General features: G+C 38.3%; 23 protein-coding genes. 7 read left to right on the forward strand and 16 right to left on the reverse strand.

The features are described from left to right. Positions 1–18: 18 nt before the first annotated feature. From F1325_RS13030 to F1325_RS13040, 3 genes are read left to right on the forward strand one after another with little or no spacing between them, the layout of a single operon-like run. Entirely contained in the window at positions 19–783 is a 765-nt protein-coding gene (locus F1325_RS13030) for a fimbrial biogenesis chaperone (protein WP_109370975.1), read from the forward strand. A gap of 25 nt (positions 784–808) precedes the next feature. Then, the gene (locus F1325_RS13035; RefSeq protein WP_109370976.1) at positions 809–1,879 is read left to right on the forward strand and encodes a fimbrial protein; all 1,071 of its coding nucleotides are present in this window, start codon (positions 809–811) and stop codon (positions 1,877–1,879) included. After that, positions 1,879–2,427, forward strand: coding sequence for a fimbrial protein (locus F1325_RS13040; protein ID WP_109370977.1), 549 nt, complete (start codon positions 1,879–1,881; stop codon positions 2,425–2,427). Before F1325_RS13035 ends, F1325_RS13040 begins: the two co-directional genes overlap by 1 nt. 7 nt (positions 2,428–2,434) lie before the next feature. On the opposite strand, the gene tadA is transcribed toward F1325_RS13040, so the two are convergent. Beyond that, complete coding sequence (gene tadA / locus F1325_RS13045) at positions 2,435–2,965, reverse strand: tRNA adenosine(34) deaminase TadA (protein WP_109370978.1); 531 nt, start codon at positions 2,963–2,965, stop codon at positions 2,435–2,437. A 107-nt stretch (positions 2,966–3,072) separates the two neighbouring features. After that, positions 3,073–3,708, reverse strand: coding sequence for a LysE family translocator (locus F1325_RS13050; RefSeq protein WP_109370979.1), 636 nt, complete (start codon positions 3,706–3,708; stop codon positions 3,073–3,075). A 330-nt stretch (positions 3,709–4,038) separates the two neighbouring features. Between F1325_RS13050 and F1325_RS13055 the strand changes: the two genes are divergently transcribed. Next, a complete protein-coding gene (locus F1325_RS13055; RefSeq protein ID WP_109370980.1) occupies positions 4,039–4,299 on the forward strand; it encodes a YfhL family 4Fe-4S dicluster ferredoxin in 261 nt (86 codons plus the stop codon). A gap of 40 nt (positions 4,300–4,339) precedes the next feature. Here the strand turns inward: F1325_RS13055 and acpS are convergent, their stop codons facing one another. From acpS to trmN, 12 genes are all read right to left on the reverse strand, one after another. Then, complete coding sequence (gene acpS, locus F1325_RS13060; RefSeq protein WP_109370981.1) at positions 4,340–4,720, reverse strand: holo-ACP synthase; 381 nt, start codon at positions 4,718–4,720, stop codon at positions 4,340–4,342. Next, on the reverse strand, positions 4,720–5,451 hold the full coding sequence (gene pdxJ / locus F1325_RS13065; RefSeq protein ID WP_075673670.1) for a pyridoxine 5'-phosphate synthase: 732 nt from the start codon (positions 5,449–5,451) through the stop codon (positions 4,720–4,722). Before pdxJ ends, acpS begins: the two co-directional genes overlap by 1 nt. Before the next feature lie 69 nt (positions 5,452–5,520). Then, positions 5,521–6,261, reverse strand: a complete 741-nt coding sequence (gene recO, locus F1325_RS13070) for a DNA repair protein RecO (protein WP_099073674.1) — start codon at positions 6,259–6,261, stop codon at positions 5,521–5,523. 9 nt (positions 6,262–6,270) lie between these two features. Continuing rightward, positions 6,271–7,179: a GTPase Era gene (era, locus tag F1325_RS13075; protein ID WP_023581601.1), complete on the reverse strand. Its 909-nt coding sequence runs from the start codon at positions 7,177–7,179 to the stop codon at positions 6,271–6,273. Further along, a complete protein-coding gene (gene rnc, locus F1325_RS13080; RefSeq protein WP_075673668.1) occupies positions 7,176–7,856 on the reverse strand; it encodes a ribonuclease III in 681 nt (226 codons plus the stop codon). Before rnc ends, era begins: the two co-directional genes overlap by 4 nt. Before the next feature lie 194 nt (positions 7,857–8,050). Further along, positions 8,051–9,022 (reverse strand): signal peptidase I, encoded by a 972-nt coding sequence (lepB, locus tag F1325_RS13085; RefSeq protein ID WP_109370983.1) that lies wholly within the window; start codon positions 9,020–9,022, stop codon positions 8,051–8,053. Between the two features lie 14 nt (positions 9,023–9,036). Further along, positions 9,037–10,833: a translation elongation factor 4 gene (gene lepA, locus F1325_RS13090; RefSeq protein WP_109370984.1), complete on the reverse strand. Its 1,797-nt coding sequence runs from the start codon at positions 10,831–10,833 to the stop codon at positions 9,037–9,039. Between the two features lie 301 nt (positions 10,834–11,134). Further along, the gene (rseC, locus tag F1325_RS13095) at positions 11,135–11,599 is read right to left on the reverse strand and encodes a SoxR-reducing system protein RseC (RefSeq protein ID WP_109370985.1); all 465 of its coding nucleotides are present in this window, start codon (positions 11,597–11,599) and stop codon (positions 11,135–11,137) included. Between the two features lie 13 nt (positions 11,600–11,612). Continuing rightward, the gene (rseB, locus tag F1325_RS13100; protein WP_109370986.1) at positions 11,613–12,581 is read right to left on the reverse strand and encodes a sigma-E factor regulatory protein RseB; all 969 of its coding nucleotides are present in this window, start codon (positions 12,579–12,581) and stop codon (positions 11,613–11,615) included. Positions 12,582–12,628: 47 nt separating this feature from the next. Then, a complete protein-coding gene (gene rseA / locus F1325_RS13105; RefSeq protein ID WP_244184989.1) occupies positions 12,629–13,255 on the reverse strand; it encodes an anti-sigma-E factor RseA in 627 nt (208 codons plus the stop codon). A gap of 38 nt (positions 13,256–13,293) precedes the next feature. After that, complete coding sequence (rpoE, locus tag F1325_RS13110) at positions 13,294–13,872, reverse strand: RNA polymerase sigma factor RpoE (RefSeq protein WP_006533574.1); 579 nt, start codon at positions 13,870–13,872, stop codon at positions 13,294–13,296. A gap of 296 nt (positions 13,873–14,168) precedes the next feature. Continuing rightward, positions 14,169–14,924: a tRNA(1)(Val) (adenine(37)-N(6))-methyltransferase TrmN gene (gene trmN, locus F1325_RS13115; RefSeq protein ID WP_109370988.1), complete on the reverse strand. Its 756-nt coding sequence runs from the start codon at positions 14,922–14,924 to the stop codon at positions 14,169–14,171. A gap of 264 nt (positions 14,925–15,188) precedes the next feature. On the opposite strand from trmN, the gene srmB reads away from it, so the two are divergent. Next, complete coding sequence (gene srmB, locus F1325_RS13120; RefSeq protein ID WP_160230557.1) at positions 15,189–16,553, forward strand: ATP-dependent RNA helicase SrmB; 1,365 nt, start codon at positions 15,189–15,191, stop codon at positions 16,551–16,553. Positions 16,554–16,689: 136 nt separating this feature from the next. Here srmB and grcA read toward each other — a convergent pair whose 3' ends face one another. Next, the gene (gene grcA / locus F1325_RS13125; protein WP_023581591.1) at positions 16,690–17,073 is read right to left on the reverse strand and encodes an autonomous glycyl radical cofactor GrcA; all 384 of its coding nucleotides are present in this window, start codon (positions 17,071–17,073) and stop codon (positions 16,690–16,692) included. A 334-nt stretch (positions 17,074–17,407) separates the two neighbouring features. Between grcA and ung the strand changes: the two genes are divergently transcribed. Further along, positions 17,408–18,088, forward strand: a complete 681-nt coding sequence (gene ung / locus F1325_RS13130; RefSeq protein WP_109370991.1) for a uracil-DNA glycosylase — start codon at positions 17,408–17,410, stop codon at positions 18,086–18,088. A gap of 118 nt (positions 18,089–18,206) precedes the next feature. Here ung and grpE read toward each other — a convergent pair whose 3' ends face one another. Then, positions 18,207–18,818 carry a nucleotide exchange factor GrpE gene (gene grpE, locus F1325_RS13135; protein WP_160230558.1) on the reverse strand — a complete coding sequence of 204 codons (612 nt, stop codon included), beginning with the start codon at positions 18,816–18,818 and terminating at the stop codon, positions 18,207–18,209. Between the two features lie 100 nt (positions 18,819–18,918). Here grpE and nadK point away from each other — a divergent pair, with 100 nt between their 5' ends. Next, positions 18,919–19,818: an NAD(+) kinase gene (gene nadK, locus F1325_RS13140; RefSeq protein ID WP_109370993.1), complete on the forward strand. Its 900-nt coding sequence runs from the start codon at positions 18,919–18,921 to the stop codon at positions 19,816–19,818. Positions 19,819–19,842 lie beyond the last annotated feature (24 nt).

A 19,842-nucleotide genomic window follows, 5' to 3' on the forward strand; every position in this document is an offset into this window, starting at 1 on the left:
ATTACTAGAGATAATTGTATGAACTCATTCAACACACTTAAAACGCTTTTTTGTGGCTCATTAATTGCACTTAGCATTGTGAGTACGACTCAAGCGGGCGTGTCATTAGATAGAACTCGCATTGTACTAATGGGCAACGAAAACTCAGCTAGCGTAAACCTAAAAAATACTAGCCCTGATATTCCTTTCTTAGCGCAATCATGGGTTGAAAATGAACACGGACAAAAAATCGCTTCTCCTTTAGTAGCATTGCCACCTTTACAGCGTCTTGATGGTGATCAAAAAGGCGTGGTTAGAATTACCAAAACAGCAGAAATTGGTCTTTTGCCACAAGATAGAGAATCACTGTTTTATTTAAATGTGCGTGAAATTCCACCAGCACCAAAACAAGCTAACGTGTTGCAAATGGCAATGCAGTCTCGCATTAAATTATTCTACCGCCCAACCACCATTATTCCTGAAAAGCCAGGCATGGTTTGGCAAGATCAATTAGTGTTTAAAAAACAAGGCAATCAATTTATTGCAGAAAATCCGACACCTTATTACATCACAATTATCGGGCTTTCTAATAAGTTGAATGGTGAGGATAGCGATAAGTTAACTACCTTCCCTGGTTTAATGGTTGCGCCTAAATCATCACTGGAAATTCCAGTTAAAACCAGCAACATAAATCAATTTTACATGATGTATGTAAATGATTACGGCGGACATCCAGAATTAAAATTTGTTTGCCAACAAAATAGCTGTAAAGCAGCACCTAAAGAACAACAACCCAAATATTAATTAACTTGACGCCGGTAGGAATAAAATGAAATTAACAACAGTAAATTTTTATTTCAATACGCTAAAATTACTTTTTACTGGCGCAATGTTATGTACTCCAGTTGTGGCATCTGCTTATATTCATGGTGAAGTTCGCACTGTTGGAGGCCCTAATATTTTTAGAGTTGCATTAAATAACGCAACATTTCCTAATAACCGACCTGGCGAAACGGCCACAGTAAACTTTTCTTTGCCTGACAGATACTTAGCAACGGTTTATTGCCCTAAAGATCCCTTAGTTCCGAATTCTCGCACTTATTATATGGCAAATTCTGACCTACGCTATTTAGGTAATAATTACTATGAACTGAATGAATATGTCGATGTTCAGATCAAGTTTTCTATTTGGGGTCCTGAATCACTTCCTACTGTTCCTTTTATTGAAAAACCGAACAATCGAAATGGGCAACAAGGTTGCCGTGTCCCTGAATCACCAAAACCCAACATGTCATCAGGAAGTAGTGGTGTATTAGTCTTTCGCTTGAAAAAACCGATTATTAATGGGGTTTCATTAACAGGACAAGCTGTAGCTCAAATGTATGCACGTGTAGGTAATGGCTTATATCAAGAATATGGCCCTGAGCCAATTTCAAAATTAGTGATTAGTTCAGGAATATTAACCACGGAAGATAGATGTACATTTAATAATGGCTCTCCAATTACCTTTGATTTTGGCAATGTCGGTAATACCTCTGACTATTTAAATGGTCAAAACTACAAGATCACGCGCAATATTCCCATCAAGTGTGAAGGTGGAAGTTTTACTAATCCTAACAGTAGAATTATGTTCAAAATTCAAACTGGGAGCTCAGGTATCGCTAGTTTTAACCCTAATTATCTTGGCACAACAGGACCTGTAGATAGAACTAATTTAGGTATTGTTTTAAGAGACAAATCAGGAGCGATTGTGCCACCTAATCAATATTTTTCTGTCGGGAAACTGAATAATTTTAAAGGAAACTGGGAAGTCACAGCAGCTCCTATTGCAAAAACAGGTAGCAAAATTACAGAAGGTGAATTTTCAGCACATGCCACATTAGTTGCGGAGTTTATGTAATGGAAAACCCAATAACAAAATCTGCTATTTCTCTTTTATTATTACTTTCACCTTCCGCTTTTGCTGTGACCGAGCTTATTGGTGGTGATATGGAATTTAAAGGTGTTGTGGTTGCACATGGTTGTACTATTGTTGCTGGTGATGAAAATAAAGTAATTGACTTCAAGCAGATATCAGCAAAAGATCTTTATACTTTTCAAAAAAGTGAACCTGTTGCTTTTAGTATTAGTTTAGAAAATTGCAGTCAAGATATTTATAAAAGCGTCACGATTACGTTAGATGGGAAAGAGCATCCTACAATGCCCGATCACCTTGCTGTTGTTGGCACAGGATCTGAAGATCCTAAAAGTATTGGGATTGTATTTACAGATGTTCAGCGCAATGTTATCCAATTAAAAAAGCCGAGCTCAACTCGACTTCTTAATAATAAACGTATTCAGTTTAATTTTATGACATATGTTGAGGCGTCACCCTCTGCACTGAAAAATCAAACATTGCTCACTGGCCCATTCCAAGCACAAGCAACGTATACCCTTAATTATCAGTAAACAGGTATTATTCTTTTATGGCTGGTTCAGTATTGATTATAACTGGACTGTTTTTTTGCTTTTTAAGTTGTTTCTTTTCAGCCCTTCTCATTTTAAAAAATTGGCTTAAAAGCTGTGAACACTCTTCACCTAATACACCTGATGTTATCTCAACTTTATGGTTCATTCCGGGATGCTGTAAAATATCAATAAATGAACCAGCTGCGCCAGTTTTTAAATCTGAGGCGCCGTAAACTACGCGTTTTACCCGACTATGCACAATCGCTCCTGCACACATCACACAAGGTTCTAGGGTAATATAAAGAGTTGTATCAAGTAGACGATAATTTTGTAAATGCTTTCCCCCTTTGCGTAATGCCATAATCTCTGCATGTGCAGTGGGGTCGTTATCGATAATTGAATGATTCCATCCTTTAGCAATGATTTTATTATCAACGACTAACACTGCGCCCACTGGTATTTCACCGATTTCTTGTGCTTTTTGCGCTTGCTCAATCGCTTTATGCATCCAATAAATATCATCTTTAACTTTATTCACAAGGATATCTCTTCATGATCATATAGCGGGATATTGTACCCTGTTTTCTATTGATAACTAAAGAGATTGTCTTGAATTCTTTATGACAAAGATAGCAAGATGAAACTTTAGTTTACGCGCGCTTCTGTGGCTAATTTGATAGCTAAAGCCCCTAAGATTGTTGCCATAAACCAACGTTGAATGAGTGCCCAACGAGGCCTTTGCATAAAGAACCCTGCAATAGAGCCAGCGGCAATAACAATCAATGCATTTACTGCGATGCTAATAATAATTTGAATACTACCTAATACTAATGATTGATTTAAAACGCTGCCATTTTGAATGCTAATAAATTGAGGCAACAGTGATAAATACATCAATGCAATCTTAGGATTCAATAGATTGGTAACAAATCCCATAACAAAGAGCTTTGTTGTATTGCCTGAAAGCAATTTTTTTGGATGAAAGATAGAACGCCCACCAGGTTTAATAGATTGCCAAGCTATATAAAAAAGGTAAATCGCACCACAAATCTTCAATGCATCATAAGCATAAGGTACAGCCATAAAAATGGCTGTAATACCAAATGCCGCTAATAACATATAAAAAATATAGCCGACAGCCACACCGATTAGTGAAATAAATCCGGCTTTTTTCCCTTGAGAGATTGAACGTGAAATCAGGTAAATCATATTAGGACCTGGAGTTAACACTAATCCCAAAGATAAAAGCGCAAACGTCCAAATATTAAACAGTGTTGGCATAAAATACCCCTTATGTTATTGCATTATTTAACATCAATAACAGGGTATTAGGTGTGCTGAATACCACAAAATATGCCCATAATAAAAAATATTTTTTTATAGTCTATCTGATATTTTACGACTCATAAGATAAATGTTACTCTTGCGAGGTTTTTTACTCTGCAAAATATACACCTATTAAATAGGTAAAATAAAATCATTAACAATGCAGAAATTTAAGATAAAAATAAATACAATTACTAAATTGTATTAGTAATAATTATACATGTAACATATAAGTGCAAGATATAAGTTACTGAAATTTAATAATTTATATATTAAGTGACTGATATGGCTTTACTAATTACGAAGAAATGCATCAACTGTGATATGTGTGAACCCGAGTGCCCAAATGATGCGATTTCAATGGGGGATGAAATTTATGAAATTAATCCTGATCTTTGCACTGAATGCGTAGGACATTACGATAAACCGACTTGCCAATCGGTTTGTCCGATTACTAACACGATCATCACTGATCCTGCTCATACTGAATCTCAAGATGAATTATGGGAAAAATTTGTGTTGATCCACCATGCAGATAAGCTCTAAACCTTAGTCAATGATTTTGTGGGTGATAAATCTAAGAGAGCTATTTTTCTAAAATAACTGTCGCACAAGCATAACGCTGTTCATCAGCAAGTGTTACGTGAATAGAGTTTATCCCCGCTTTCTCTGCCATCTCTTTTGCAATCGCTAAAAAATGCAGTGTAGGTTTGCCTAACTCATCATTACGCACTTCAAAATGATTAAAAGCCAATCCTAAACGGATGCCTGTTCCTAATGCTTTTGCCGCCGCCTCTTTTACTGCAAACCGTTTAGCTAAAAAGCGTATTGGCTGTTTATGGGATTGATAGATTTCCCATTCGGTATCAGTAAGAATGCGACGAGCAAGGCGTTCACCAGAACGCCCTATAATATCTTCGATACGCGATATCTCAACGATATCCATACCTAAGCCAACAATAGCCATTAGCGACGCGCTTCTCGCATTAAGCGTTTCATTTCTTCAACCGCTGGTGCTAATCCACTAAATACGGCTCTACCAATAATTGCATGGCCAATATTCAGTTCATAAAGTTCAGGTAATGCGGCAATACGTTGTACGTTGTGGTAATGCAAACCATGTCCCGCATTCACTTTTAAGCCTTTAGATGCGGCGTAAGTCACTGCATCACGAATACGGACAAACTCTTTTTCTTGAGCCATTTCATCTTCAGCGTCAGCATAAGCACCAGTGTGGATCTCAATAAAAGGTGCACCAACACGATCGGCTGCGTTAATTTGCTCATGATCAGGGTCAATAAACAGAGAAACTTTGATACCCGCTAAAGATAAGCGTTTAATTGCATCAGCAACTTTTGCTTCATTGCCAACAACATCTAAACCACCTTCTGTTGTCACTTCTTGGCGTTTTTCAGGTACTAAGCAGCAAAAATCAGGCTGAGTTTGACAAGCTATCTCAATCATCTCTTCAGTAACTGCCATTTCCAGATTTAATCTTGTCTGAACCGTTTGGCTTATCAACATTAAATCGCGATCAGTGATATGACGTCTATCTTCACGTAAATGGATAGTAATACCATCAGCACCAGCTTGTTCTGCAATAAAAGCCGCTTGAACAGGATCGGGATACGTTGTGCCTCGGGCATTACGAAGGGTGGCGATATGGTCAATATTAACGCCAAGTAGAATATCAGACATGCTCTTCTCCTGAAAAATAACGTTGCATTACCTTAGTTTACACATTCCATAGAGAAGAAAAAGACAATATTACTGTTCTGCCATCAATGCTCTTTTCTTTGGGGATTTTTTAATGGCAAATTGTCTAAAAAGTTCTCTACTTTTTAATGGTTTTCCGCCTAAATAGGGCTTCAATGCCATTCGAGTAAACCTTTTCGCCGCTTTTAATGTTTCAACAGTAGGAAATTCGCGACTGGCTAAGGATTTTAATTCAAATCCCGTAAAACTATTATGATCAACCACTAAACTCGCAATAAAACCTTTTTCTTCCCGATAACGATAGGTCATCGAATCTGAAACAGGCTCTCCACTTCCGGCACAATGCAGAAAATCTAAGCCATAGCCAAGTTGTGTTAATAACGCAAGTTCAAAGCGTCTTAGTGCCGCTTCGGGTGTGGTATCGCTAGCAGCAAGAATTTGCAAACAGGAGAGGTATTCAAAAAAAAGTACACTATAAGACGTACCATTTTCTAAAACGCGAGACAATAACTCATTAAGATACAAGCCACTGTATAGTACAGAGCCTGTCAGTGGTAATGCTAAAGAGATAGGTTCAGCATCACGAAGTGTTTTAACTTCTCCTCGCCCACTCCAACGAATGAGCAAAGGAGTAAAAGGTTGAAGTGCCCCTTTTAAGGGTGAACGACGGCCTCGCGCACCTTTTGACAATATGCGTACTCGCCCTTCATTTTCAGTGAAAAAATCGAGTAATAAACTCGTTTCACTGTAAGGTCGAGCATGGATAACGAATGCACGTTGCCAGCCATCCACTTCAGTTACCTACTTTAAATCGTCCACATAGCCAAGGCTACGTAAAGCACGTTCATCATCAGCCCAGCCCGCTTTGACTTTCACCCAAAGTTCTAAGTGAACTTTGTTTTCAAATAAGTCTTCCATATCCATACGGGCTTCAGTACCAATTTTCTTGATTTTCGCACCTTTATTACCAATAACCATTTTCTTCTGGCCTTCACGTTCAACCAGAATTAATCCGTGGATATCATAGCCACCACGCTCATTGGTAACGAATTGCTCAATTTCAACAGTGACAGAATAAGGTAATTCTTCACCCAAAAAGCGCATCAATTTTTCACGAATAATTTCTGATGCCATAAAACGCTGAGAGCGATCAGTAATATAATCTTCAGGGAAATGATGAGTCGCTTCTGGTAAACATTTACGTACGATTTTCGCTATCGTATCGATATTCATGTCTTTTTCAGCACTGATTGGTACAACATCAAGAAAATCCATTTGTTGGCTTAAAAAGCCAATGTGTGGAAGTAACTTGGTTTTATCAGTTACGTTATCCACTTTATTAATTGCTAATAAAACAGGGCAGCGTAATGATTTTAATTTATTTAACACCATTTCGTCATCAGGCGTCCAATTGGTGCCTTCAACAACGAAAATAACCAATTCAACATCACCTATTGAACTGCTTGCTGCACGGTTCATTAGTCTGTTGATGGCTCGCTTTTCTTCGATATGCAAGCCCGGTGTATCCACATAAATCGCTTGGTAAGCACCATCTGTATCAATACCCATGATACGGTGACGCGTAGTTTGCGGTTTACGTGATGTAATAGAAACTTTCTGCCCCAGTAATTGGTTCAGTAGTGTTGATTTTCCCACATTTGGGCGACCGACTATCGCAATAAATCCGCAATAGGTTTGTTCTTCGCTCATTCAAGCTCCAGTTGTATTAATGCCTGTTCAGCAGCGGCCTGTTCAGCTTTACGACGGCTTGTACCCATCCCTTTGACAGGTTGTTCGATACCGCTTATCTGACAATGGATCGTAAACTCTTGATCATGGGCTTCGCCACGAACCTGTACCACAATATAAGAAGGTAATGGTAAATGACGGCCTTGCAGATACTCTTGCAAACGAGTTTTAGGATCTTTTTGCTTATCGCCTGGGCTAATTTCAGCCAAACGATTCTCATACCAGTTTAAAATAATTTTTTCGATATTTTGAATATCACTATCGAGGAAAATTGCACCAATTAAAGCTTCCACCGTATCCGCTAAAATTGATTCGCGACGAAAGCCACCGCTTTTTAATTCCCCTGGGCCTAAACGTAGACATTCACCTAATTCAAATTCACGTGCTAATTCAGCGAGTGTATTTCCACGAACAAGTGTTGCTCTCATTCGGCTCATATCACCTTCATCAACACGAGGAAAGCGATGATAAAGTGCGTTAGCAATTACATAGCTTAGAATTGAATCACCTAAAAATTCTAAACGTTCATTATGTTTACTGCTGGCACTGCGATGCGTTAAAGCCTGTAGTAATAATTCATTTTGCGTAAAAGTATAGCCCAGTTTCTTTTGTAACTGGTTTATTAATAAAGTATTCATGTGCGATCAATTCCATAACTTAATTTGAAGCACACGCAACAAATCTGTTTAAGACAACGAGAAATTATCGAGTTGGATAACAGAACTGTTGCGTTTGCACTGGCTCCTGTCAATAACAGGAGCCAATCATATTTAAAGAAGCGACACATTCTACACTTAGATAAGAAGGAATGCTGTCGCTATTTTGTTAATAATTACTTAATGCCACCGATACGGCTAAAACGAACGCCTGTTGGCCATTCATTCTCTACTTTTTCAAAGCTCATCCAAATTGTTGTCGCTTTACCTACTAAGTTTTTCTCTGGAACAAAGCCCCAGAAGCGACTATCTGAACTACCGTCTCGATTATCACCCATCATAAAGTAATGACCTTCAGGAACAATCCATGTACCAACAGGTAATCCGGGTTGTATAAACTCTGGCATCGTCATATCACCGGGTATTGTCATGATGCGGTGAGAGACTTTATCAATAGTTTCTACTCTTTCTTCTTCACGTAATTGAGTTGCTGTTGAAATAGGCTCCTCAATTGGAATAGATTTCATACCATTAATACGCTGACCACCCGGTACATTTTGTAATAATAACGTCCATTCACTTGGATAAGCAGTACCATAAGTTACTGATATTTCTTCATTACAAATGGTTTTATCACAATTTGGATAGATATGAAGTTTTTTCGACACCATATCATAAACAATTTTATCGCCCGGTAATCCAATAACACGTTTAATAAAGTCAGTAGAAGGATCACGAGGATATTTAAATACGGCGATATCACCTCGTTTAGGTTTCCCTGTATTAATTAACGTGGTTTGTGTAATTGGATCTTTTAATCCATAAGCAAACTTTTCAACCAAGATAAAATCGCCAACCAATAAGGTTGGCATCATGGAACGAGAAGGTATTTGAAACGGCTCATACACAAATGAACGCAGAACCAAAACAATAATCAAAACTGGGAATAAAGAGCCTAATGTCTCTGCCCAGCTTGGTTTATTAATTGATTTTGCTAACTCTTGCTGATCCTCGGTCCCTTGCGTCATCTCTTGAAGACGCTTTAGTTTTGCTTTTCGGGCTGGTTTGAGTTTAAAGCGCTCAATTCCCCAAAAAACTCCCGTTATTAGCGTTGCCAGCGTTAGGATCAAGGCAAACGTGTTAGCCATGTTTTCTCCTTAAATTATTTATCTTTACCAACATGAAGAATGGCTAAAAACGCTTCTTGTGGTAGCTCTACGTTACCAATTTGCTTCATACGTTTTTTACCATCTTTCTGTTTCTGTAACAGTTTCTTCTTACGGCTAACGTCACCGCCATAACATTTGGCTAATACGTTTTTACGTAACTGTTTAACAGTTGAACGAGCAATAATATGGTTACCAATTGCCGCTTGGATAGCGATATCAAACTGTTGGCGTGGAATAAATTCTTTCATTTTTTCCACCAGCTCACGACCACGATAAGGTGCATTATCGTTATGTGTAATCAATGCTAAAGCATCAACGCGATCACCATTAATCAAGACATCTACACGTACCATGTTAGAGCCTTGGAAACGAATAAAGTTATAGTCTAAAGAAGCATAACCGCGTGATGTTGATTTTAAACGGTCAAAGAAATCTAATACCACTTCAGCCATCGGAATTTCATAAGTCAATGAAACCTGATTACCATGATAGACCATATTGGTTTGAACGCCGCGTTTTTCGATACATAAAGTAATTACGTTACCTAAGTATTCTTGCGGTAATAACATATGACATTCAGCAATAGGTTCTCTGATTTCTTCGATATTATTCAGTGGTGGTAATTTAGACGGGCTATCCACTAACACAATATCACCGTTAGTCATTTCAACTTCATAAACTACGGTTGGAGCTGTTGTGATCAGGTCGAGGTCATATTCACGTTCTAAACGTTCTTGAATAATCTCCATATGAAGAAGACCCAAGAAACCACAACGGAAACCGAAACCTAACGCTGTTGAGCTTTCTGGCTCATAGAATAATGAAGCATCGTTCAGGCTTAATTTGCCTAATGCATCACGGAATGATTCATAGTCGTCAGAGCTAATTGGGAATAAACCCGCATAAACTTGTGGCTTAACTTTTTTAAAGCCAGGCAATGGCTTATCTGCTGGTTTTTGCGCTGCTGTTAAAGTATCCCCAACAGGTGCACCTAAAATATCTTTAATACCACAAACAACCCAGCCTACTTCACCACAATTTAGCGTGGTTGTATCAATTTGTTTTGGTGTAAAAATACCAATACGGTCAATGTTATAAACCTGTCCCGTACTCATTACCTTGATTTTATCGTTTTTGCTGACTTTACCATTTTTCACACGGATCAATGAAACAACACCAAGGTAATTATCAAACCAAGAGTCAATAATCAGTGCTTGTAATGGAGCGTCTGCATCACCTTCAGGTGCTGGAATTTCTTTAACAAGACGTTCGATAACTTCTTTGACACCAATACCTGTTTTTGCAGAGCAACGCACTGCATCTGTGGCATCGATGCCCACAATGTCTTCAATCTCTTCAGCAACACGCTCAGGCTCTGCTGCTGGTAAGTCTATTTTATTTAAAACAGGAACGACGGTGAGATCCATATCCATCGCGGTATAGCAGTTTGCTAATGTTTGCGCTTCAACCCCTTGCCCAGCATCTACGACCAATAACGCGCCTTCACACGCAGCGAGTGAACGAGATACTTCATAAGAGAAGTCAACGTGTCCTGGGGTATCGATAAAGTTAAGCTGATAAACTTCACCGTCATCAGCGGTGTAATTCAAGGTTACGCTTTGCGCTTTGATTGTAATACCACGTTCACGCTCAAGATCCATAGAATCAAGAACCTGCGCAGCCATTTCACGATCTGATAAGCCACCACAAATTTGAATAATTCGATCTGATAACGTCGATTTACCGTGGTCAATATGTGCGATAATGGAAAAGTTACGTATGTTTTTCATTCTGAAATTATTTTTCTCTATTGCTTTGCTCTATAAATCTGGCTTTGGCGTCATTCATGGACACAAAGCGAAAACTCTATATTGCAGGAGTTATTATTGATGACGCATTCTACACACTAGAGACATTATACTCAAAGAAACGTTCATCAAACACAAACATTTATGCTAAGACTTGCATTTATTTGTAATTTTTTGCGGGTAATTTCCAGATATAGAAACGTGTTAATTTAAGATAGATATTATTACAAAAGCAGCATGACAAGAATAATGGGGCAGATGCCCCATTATTTTAATCAACTCATTATTCTTGAAATTGAACTTTAAGTTCATGAGGTGGAAGCCCTATTTGCAATACAATAGGCTCAAAACCTTCATCTTTGCTCCACCAAGTCGCCACTTTTTTGGCAAATAAAAAACCAAGAGCACCACCCACAAGTCCACTGCAAAAAATAGCAAATTCACTCGAAAGCCAAAAGCTCGCAATGCCTGCGACAATAAATAAGCCAATAAGTGGCGTTAAATACACTAGCATTGCGGAAAGAAGTAGATTATTTTCAGGAATACCTACTTCCACTTTTTGCCCTTCAACTAAAGGTTGTGCAACGGGAAGTTCGAGTTGATGAACTGTCTCAGGCCCTATTTTATTTAATAAATAAGAGCCACACGCAGCGCGAGCTTGGCAACTACCACAGCCAGAAGAAGATCCGTAGCGTAATAACGCCCGTCCTTCATGCCAATGTATAACTGTTGCCCACTCTTTAACCATAACTTATACCCTTTTACTTTTTCGTAAATACAACACTATTAACTATTGCTTGTGCCGTAGAAAATGGTAGCTGACCAATAAAGGTAATTTCATTACCTTCTTTGTCATAGGTATAAATTGTATTACGACCATACCTCAACATTTTATCGCGTTCGGGCGAATTAACCTGTTGACCACTTTTATTAACATAAATAGAGAAATCAAATAAACCATCACTAAATAAAATAGACTGACTAAACTCAGTTTCAGAAATTTGATGATTACTGCGTTTTACCTCTTTAAAACCTTCAGGCAATTGACTAACCGACCAGTTATAAACCAAAGGTTTAGCTTTTGGTACAAGTAATAAAGGAGGCATATTGACGGTACGTAACGAATTAAGTTCTGCTCCGACTTCACTCCCTTCATTAACTGTAATCACTCGAAATTGTTCAATGATGTCATTATTCTTATCTAGTAGATCGACTCTTAAAGGTAGATATCTTTCTTCATCTATAAACAAGACATAATCATAACGGTCATTATTTTTTGATAGCACGCGAACAACTCGGCTTGGAATATCACCAATATGCGTTCTACCTGCATCAATAAAATTATAATAACCTGATAATTCATTGAAATCTTGGTAAATAATAGAAGGGATATAATCAACGATATGATCATTTCTTAAGCTGAAAGCATCTAAGCCTGGCTCAAAATAGCTGATTTCATCACCACGTTGAACGATTTCACGGCGAGTACTATCCATTTGCATTAATTGTGCAAGCGGTTTGCCATCGATAAGAGTGTGACGGTAGCGAATAGGAACAATACCTTGAGAATTGATATTGATAAAAGATAATTCATAGGTAGAGCTTTGACTTGTCTGACCCATCTTTTGCAACAAAGCCTCGACACTACCTGTTTGAGGTTGTGCCAAGGCTTGTATCGGCATTGACAGGCTGCCCACCAGCAATAAGGTGGATAACCATGATTTTTTCATTACGACTGTTTCATTCCCACACGTTATTTATACATTAACATTTATTATTACTGTGCTACTGCAGGTTGAGTTTCACCTTTAGCGTTAACTGGCGCTTCATTTTGTGGTGCATTATAGATGCGGCGATCTAACTCATACTGTTGCAACATTAATCCAAGGCGCTGATTACGCTCTTGTAAACGTGTTTGCTGGTCTTTACCTAAAGTATCATTTTGAAGATTTAAGCTTACTGGTGAACCTGACCCCATAATAGGTTGAGTATTAAATACAGGTGTATCTACTTGAAAATCTTCAGAACCACTTTTTCCATTATATTGCTGAACACCAACAATAACAGCTAATGAAACACAAGCCGCGACACCGATTTGAGTTAACTGACTTGCCCAAGGACGTAACGTTTGTAAGAAAGAGTGCTGACGCCATTGTGATGGCGCAGGTTGCTGCTCTTGTTGTTGTTCAGGACTTATGCGAACAGGTTCATTCTCTAAAGCGAGCGCAACGCGACTTGCGATATCGAAGTGGACTACTTCACCTACATCACCACGCATTGTGTCACGAATTAAATGGTAGCGTTGCCATGTCTCTTTCATGGAGTCATCACGAGCAATTGTACCCATTAATTCTTTATCAAGAACTTCGCCATCCATAAATGCAGAAAGTTTTTCTTTTTGCATGTAAAAGTACCCTTCAGTCAATGATGGTTCACCCACAATTAAAACTCTTGTATTAATGGTTGAACCTTATTATCAATAGCTTCTCGCGCCCTAAAAATACGTGAACGTACTGTTCCGACAGGGCAATCCATAATGACCGCTATCTCTTCATAGCTTAGCCCGTCAAGTTCCCGAAGTGTAATAGCAACCCTTAAATCTTCAGGTAATGACTCTATGGTGTGAAAAACCACTCTCCGTAACTCTTCAGACAACATTAAATTCTCAGGGTTCGAAATTTCTTTTAGTGCATTGGGTGATTCGAAATTTTCAACATCACTCGCATCTAAATCATTCGAAGGCGGACGTCGCCCCTGTGCGACCAGATAATTTTTTGCTGTATTCACAGCAATGCGATAAAGCCATGTATAAAAAGCACTATCTCCACGGAAAGAACCGATGGCACGATAAGCTTTAATAAAGGCTTCTTGCGAAACATCTGGTACATCGCCCTGTGGTACATAACGGGAAATCAGGCTTGCTACCTTGTGTTGATAGCGGATAACCAGCAAATTAAAGGCTTTCTGGTCACCATTTTGTACCTTTTCAACCAACATTTGGTCCGTTAACTGCTCGCTCATTAGAGATGGACTCTCCCGAAGTCAAGCTTCGCACTATTTTTAAATGACTCCGTCATATTTACTCTCGTTATTCCTTCTCGTTTTTATGAGCTACAAGACTTAGAGCGCAAAAATAGTATGAAGTTCAATTCAATCATTATTTTAAGAGATGAATCACAAAAAAATCATCATGGTGATCACCCAACCCAAATGCAATCTGCCAATAAAAAAACGATAACACAATGATATTATTTGAATATATACGATTACTTACAACAATATATATTATCTTAAACAAGATATTATTAAATATAGATTTAATAATATAAATAAAAGTCAGTCACCCAAGATTGGAACTTGTCGGTATAGTGCCCTTCATTATTACGAATAATAAGTTCATCTATACTACATGCAACACTGCCTTGATTTTGTCTTTGAAATGCTAACAAAATTCGATGATAAGGTTTATCTGCACTGTCTTTAATATTAACGCGTTTCGCAACATTCCACTCTTTTTTTTCTGCAATTTCAATAAATTGCTCACCAATAGAATAAGGTAATACAACACAGAACAAACCATCTTCGGTGATAAGTGATTGCGCACTATCCAGCAATCCCTCATGCGTTAAAGTTTTGGTATAACGCGCTTGCTCACGAACATCATTACGACAAGCAATTGCTGGCTCAAAATAAGGAGGATTACTGACAATCAAATCATACTTATTTTGCGCTTGCTCTGCATAATGATGAATATCACTATGATGGATATGAATAAATGAATGCCATTGTGACTCCTGAGCATTTTCCGTCGCTTGTAATGCGGCTTTCTCATCAAGTTCAATGCCATCAATACACTCAATTTTAGTCGCTCGTTGAGCTAGCATTAATGCAATTAGTCCACTTCCCGTACCAATATCAAGTGCTCTTCTTACCTTATCGATAGGTGCCCAAGCCCCTAATAAAACACCATCTGTACCCACTTTCATTTCACACTTATCATGAGCAACAAAAAATTGTTTAAATGTAAAACCACCTTTGCGTAATCCTGCTTTTTTTACTTTCTTTTGATTCATCTATTGGCTCTATTGATTTGTACAGCAATCTCTTTTTTATTGCTTATCAAGCATGTCACGGAAAAAGAGATATATGATAAGATAACGTTTCTACAACCCCTATCTTAACATTAAACTATTTGTATACGATGCACGCTTATTTAGATTAAGCCTAAAAACAACGAATACCTTCGTCTATCGGTAATATATAATGTGATAGCGGTAAATCCTCTGGCTTTTAGCGGGGGATAATGTCAAAATCCGCGCCCTAAACAGAGGTATACAATGACAGCCACGACATTTTCCAGTCTTGAACTTGATGAAAGTTTATTGACCGCATTAGAAGAAAAAGGATATCAACGTCCTACAGCTATTCAAGCAGATGCAATTCCTGCTGCAATGGATGGACGCGATATTTTAGGCTCTGCGCCAACAGGCACAGGGAAAACTGCGGCCTTTTTGCTTCCGGCAATTCAACACTTGCTTGATTATCCACGTAAAAAATCAGGCCCACCGCGTATTCTTATCCTGACACCAACACGCGAACTTGCTATGCAAGTTGCCGAGCAGGCAAAAGAATTATGTGCGCACACACATTTAGATATCGCCACAATCACGGGCGGTGTTGCTTATATGAATCACGCTGAAGTCTTCAGTGAGAACCAAGATATCGTTGTTGCGACAACAGGTCGTTTATTACAGTACATCAAAGAAGAAAACTTTGACTGCCGCGCAGTGGAAATGCTGATTTTAGATGAAGCAGACCGCATGTTAGATATGGGTTTCGCTAACGATATCGAAACTATTGCAGGCGAAACTCGCTGGCGCAAACAGACATTACTGTTCTCTGCAACACTGGAAGGTAATGCGGTTATTGATTTTGCACAGCGCATCCTCAACGAACCTGTTGAGCTTAATGCCGATCCTTCTCGCCGTGAACGTAAAAAAATTCAGCAGTTCTATTATCATGCTGATAATCTTGAACATAAAACAGCGTTGCTTGCTGCATTACTTAAGCAAGACGATGTTAAAAAATCGATTGTCTTTGTTCGTAAAAGAGAGCGTGTAAGAGAGCTTGTCACTGCGTTAGAAAAACAAGGTATTAAATGCAGCTACCTTGAAGGTGAAATGGCGCAAACACAGCGTAACGATGCAATCAAACGTTTAGAATCAGGCAAAATGAATGTGCTTGTTGCCACAGACGTTGCTTCTCGTGGTCTTGATCTAGATGATATCACACACGTTTTCAACTTTGACTTGCCTCGTACTGCGGATGTTTACTTGCATCGTATTGGTCGTACAGGACGTGCGGGCCGTAAAGGTATCGCAATTTCATTAGTTGAAGCTCACGATCACCCATTATTAGGGAAAATTGGCCGTTACGTTCAAGAGCCAATTAAATATCGTGTTGTTGCTGAACTACGTCCAGAAACCAAAGCACCAAGCCTGAAAGCAACATTCAAACCTTCTAAAAAAGTACTTGCTAAACGCAAAGCGAAAAAAGAAGAAGAGAAAAAAGCAGTTAAAGAAAAAGTGCGAACTCGCGATCGTAAAAATATTGGTAAACGTCGCAAAGCAGTTGCTGAACATACAGAAAAAAATGTTGCGCCTACTGCACCAGCAAAAGAAACAAATACTGATAACGAATAATCTATACTCTTTCTGAACTTATAAAAAAACCGTAGCTATATAATATAGTTACGGTTTTTTATTTTTTCTTTTGTATGGAAAAAAAGCCCGATATTTTCATATCGAGCTTATTATTAACTTATTACTTTAGTGAAAATTACAGGCTTTCTGTGAAAGTACGAGTAATAACATCACGTTGTTGTTCTGGAGTCAGTGAGTTAAAACGCACAGCATAACCAGAAACACGAATAGTTAATTGAGGATATTTCTCAGGATTGTTAACAGCATCTTCCAGTGTTTCACGGCTTAATACGTTAACGTTAAGGTGTTGACCACCTTCTACACGAACAACCGGTTTAGATTCTACAGGCACTTCACGATATTCGATATTGCCTAACTCTTTACGGTTAATCACTTGGCCTTCTTCAAAACCTTTTTTAGCACAGATGCAACGAGCTTCGCCGTTTTCATCATCTAATAACCAGAAAGAGTGTAATAAATCGTCGTTATCAGCTTTAGTAATTTGGATACCAGTAATCATTTCGACCTCCAATTTGGGCGCAAAATCAAATTCCAATCTCATATCAGAACTTGGGTATTTGGTCTAACCAATGTTTCTGTCTACTTATATACCAGTATAAATGGCGCCATTCTTTGATAAATATCAATAAAATTCATAAGCACTTTATCCCAGAAGGTGCAAAGTGTTGTTTTAAATCAACAATCATTTATCACTGATTTGCAATTTTTTTTGTAAATTTTCAAATAAAAGTTGAGAACTCAATTAATTTTTATTTTTAGCCCATAATATTTTCATTCCCTTGATGAAATCGGTAAGCTTAGACACTATAAGATATCAACAAGGATTTTAGGTTATGACTACACCATTAACTTGGCATGATGTGATAGGCGCTGAAAAAGAAAAGCCTTACTTTCATCAAATTATGTTTCAAGTCGCACAACAAAGAGCCGCAGGTAAAATTGTTTATCCTCCTCAAGAAGATATTTTTAATGCTTTTCGTTTTACGCCTTTTGATAATGTGAATGTAGTTATTTTGGGGCAAGATCCTTATCACGGCCCTAACCAAGCACATGGACTCTCTTTTTCAGTGCGACCAGGCGTGCCAGCACCACCTTCATTAGTTAATATGTATAAAGAGCTTGAAAAAGAATATCCTGATTTTAAACGCCCGAATCACGGCTATTTAGAAAGCTGGGCAAAACAAGGCGTTTTATTACTTAATACAGTATTGACGGTAGAGAAAGGCCAAGCACATTCTCACGCTAACTATGGTTGGGAAATCTTTACTGACGCAGTAATCGAACAGATCAATCAGCGTAGAGATGGAGTTATTTTCTTACTTTGGGGCGCTCATGCTCAGAAAAAAGGACGTTTTATTGATACAAATAAACACGTTATTTTAAAAGCACCTCATCCATCCCCGCTTTCTGCTCATAGAGGCTTTTTAGGTTGTGGTCATTTTAAACAAGCCAACGATATTTTACAGCAGCAAGGTCGCAAACCAATCAATTGGCATCTTGCTCCCATTGAATAAAATTCCCCTATAAAACATAAAACCGCACAATAACAAGAATATTGAATAATCTTCGTATTGTGCGGTTTACTTTATCTACATGTAATAACTCATGTGATAACGAATGTTTTAATCAATATTACTTAGAAACGATAACCATAGCTGGGCGCAATAAACGACCGTTTAAGGTGTATCCTTTTTGCATAACATCCACAACATGATTAGAGTCATGTGCTGGGCTATCAATTAATGTCATCGCTTGGTGAACTTCAGGGTTGAATACCACATTTTTTTCTTCAACCACTTCAATGCCAAATTTATGAACAGCATCTAAGAATGATTTCAGCGTTAACTCTAACCCTTCAATCATAGGTTTTAGCGATTCATTTTCATGATCAGCTGCAGATAAAGCACGCTCTAAATTATCGAGTACAGGCAGTAACTCATTAGAAAATTTCTCAAGCGCAAATTTATGTGCTTTCTCAACATCTTGTTGAGTACGGCGACGAATGTTCTCAACTTCAGCTTGAGCGCGGATCATTGCTTCACGCTCTGTTTTTTGAGATTGCTCAAGTTGTTTTTCGAGAGAATCAACACGCGCTAATGCTTCCACTAATTCAGCTTGAGCATTAAAGTCCGCTTGTGCTTCTTCGGTCATTGTTGGCTCTTGAGACTCATTCATTGCAGATCCCATTCCTTCTTTTTCTTTTGAGGCTTGCTCTTCATGTACATTTTGTTCTTTACTACTCATGAACATCTCCGCGTAGTTTTGGTATTCATCTTCATATTTAGTTTATTATGGGGATCAATAAACGGGTTTCAAGGAATTGGCGCAAAACGAGGGTAAAAAAATGCCAGATAATACCGTAACAGAAGAAAAACACTTTAAATGCATTGGCATTGTCGGCCATCCCCGTCATCCTGAAGCAATTTCAACGCATGAAATGCTCTATCATTGGCTATTGGCTCAAGGTTATGACGTTATTATTGATACACAAGTTGCACAAGAACTAAAACTAGAAAATGCACAAACAGGTGATTTAACACAAGTGGGCAAAGTTGCTGACCTTGTCATTGTTGTTGGTGGTGATGGCAATATGCTTGGTGCTGCGCGCGTTTTATCTCGCTATAACATTAAAGTAATTGGCGTTAACCGAGGTAATTTAGGTTTCCTTACCGATCTCGACCCTGATAATGCCTTACAGCAATTAACCAATGTGTTAGCTGGGCACTATCATGAAGAAAAGCGTTTTTTACTTGAAGCACGCGTCTATGCTGAAGGTCAAAGAAATCGCATTGGTACAGCAATCAATGAAGTCGTGCTTCATCCTGGCAAAGTTGCTCATATGATCGAGTTTGAAGTTTACATTGATGATCGTTTTGCTTTCTCTCAACGTTCTGATGGCTTAATTATCGCAACACCAACAGGATCAACAGCCTATTCACTCTCTGCCGGTGGTCCTATTTTAACACCCAATCTTGATGCTATTGCGCTTGTACCTATGTTTCCACATACCTTGTCAGCACGCCCTTTAGTTATCAGCAGTGATAGCCAAATTCGCTTAAAATTCTCACAAACAAATATCGATTATGAAGTCAGTTGCGATAGCCAATTAGTGTTACCCATTAAAGAAGGTGATGAAGTTATTATTAAGAGAAGTCGTCAAAAGCTCAATTTAGTTCATCCGACTGATTACAATTATTTTAATACGCTCAGCTCAAAATTAGGTTGGTCGAAAAAAATGTTCTAATTTTTGTGCCTCACTACTTTACTG

It is taken from the genome of Proteus columbae (assembly GCF_009914335.1).
Lineage (GTDB): Bacteria > Pseudomonadota > Gammaproteobacteria > Enterobacterales > Enterobacteriaceae > Proteus.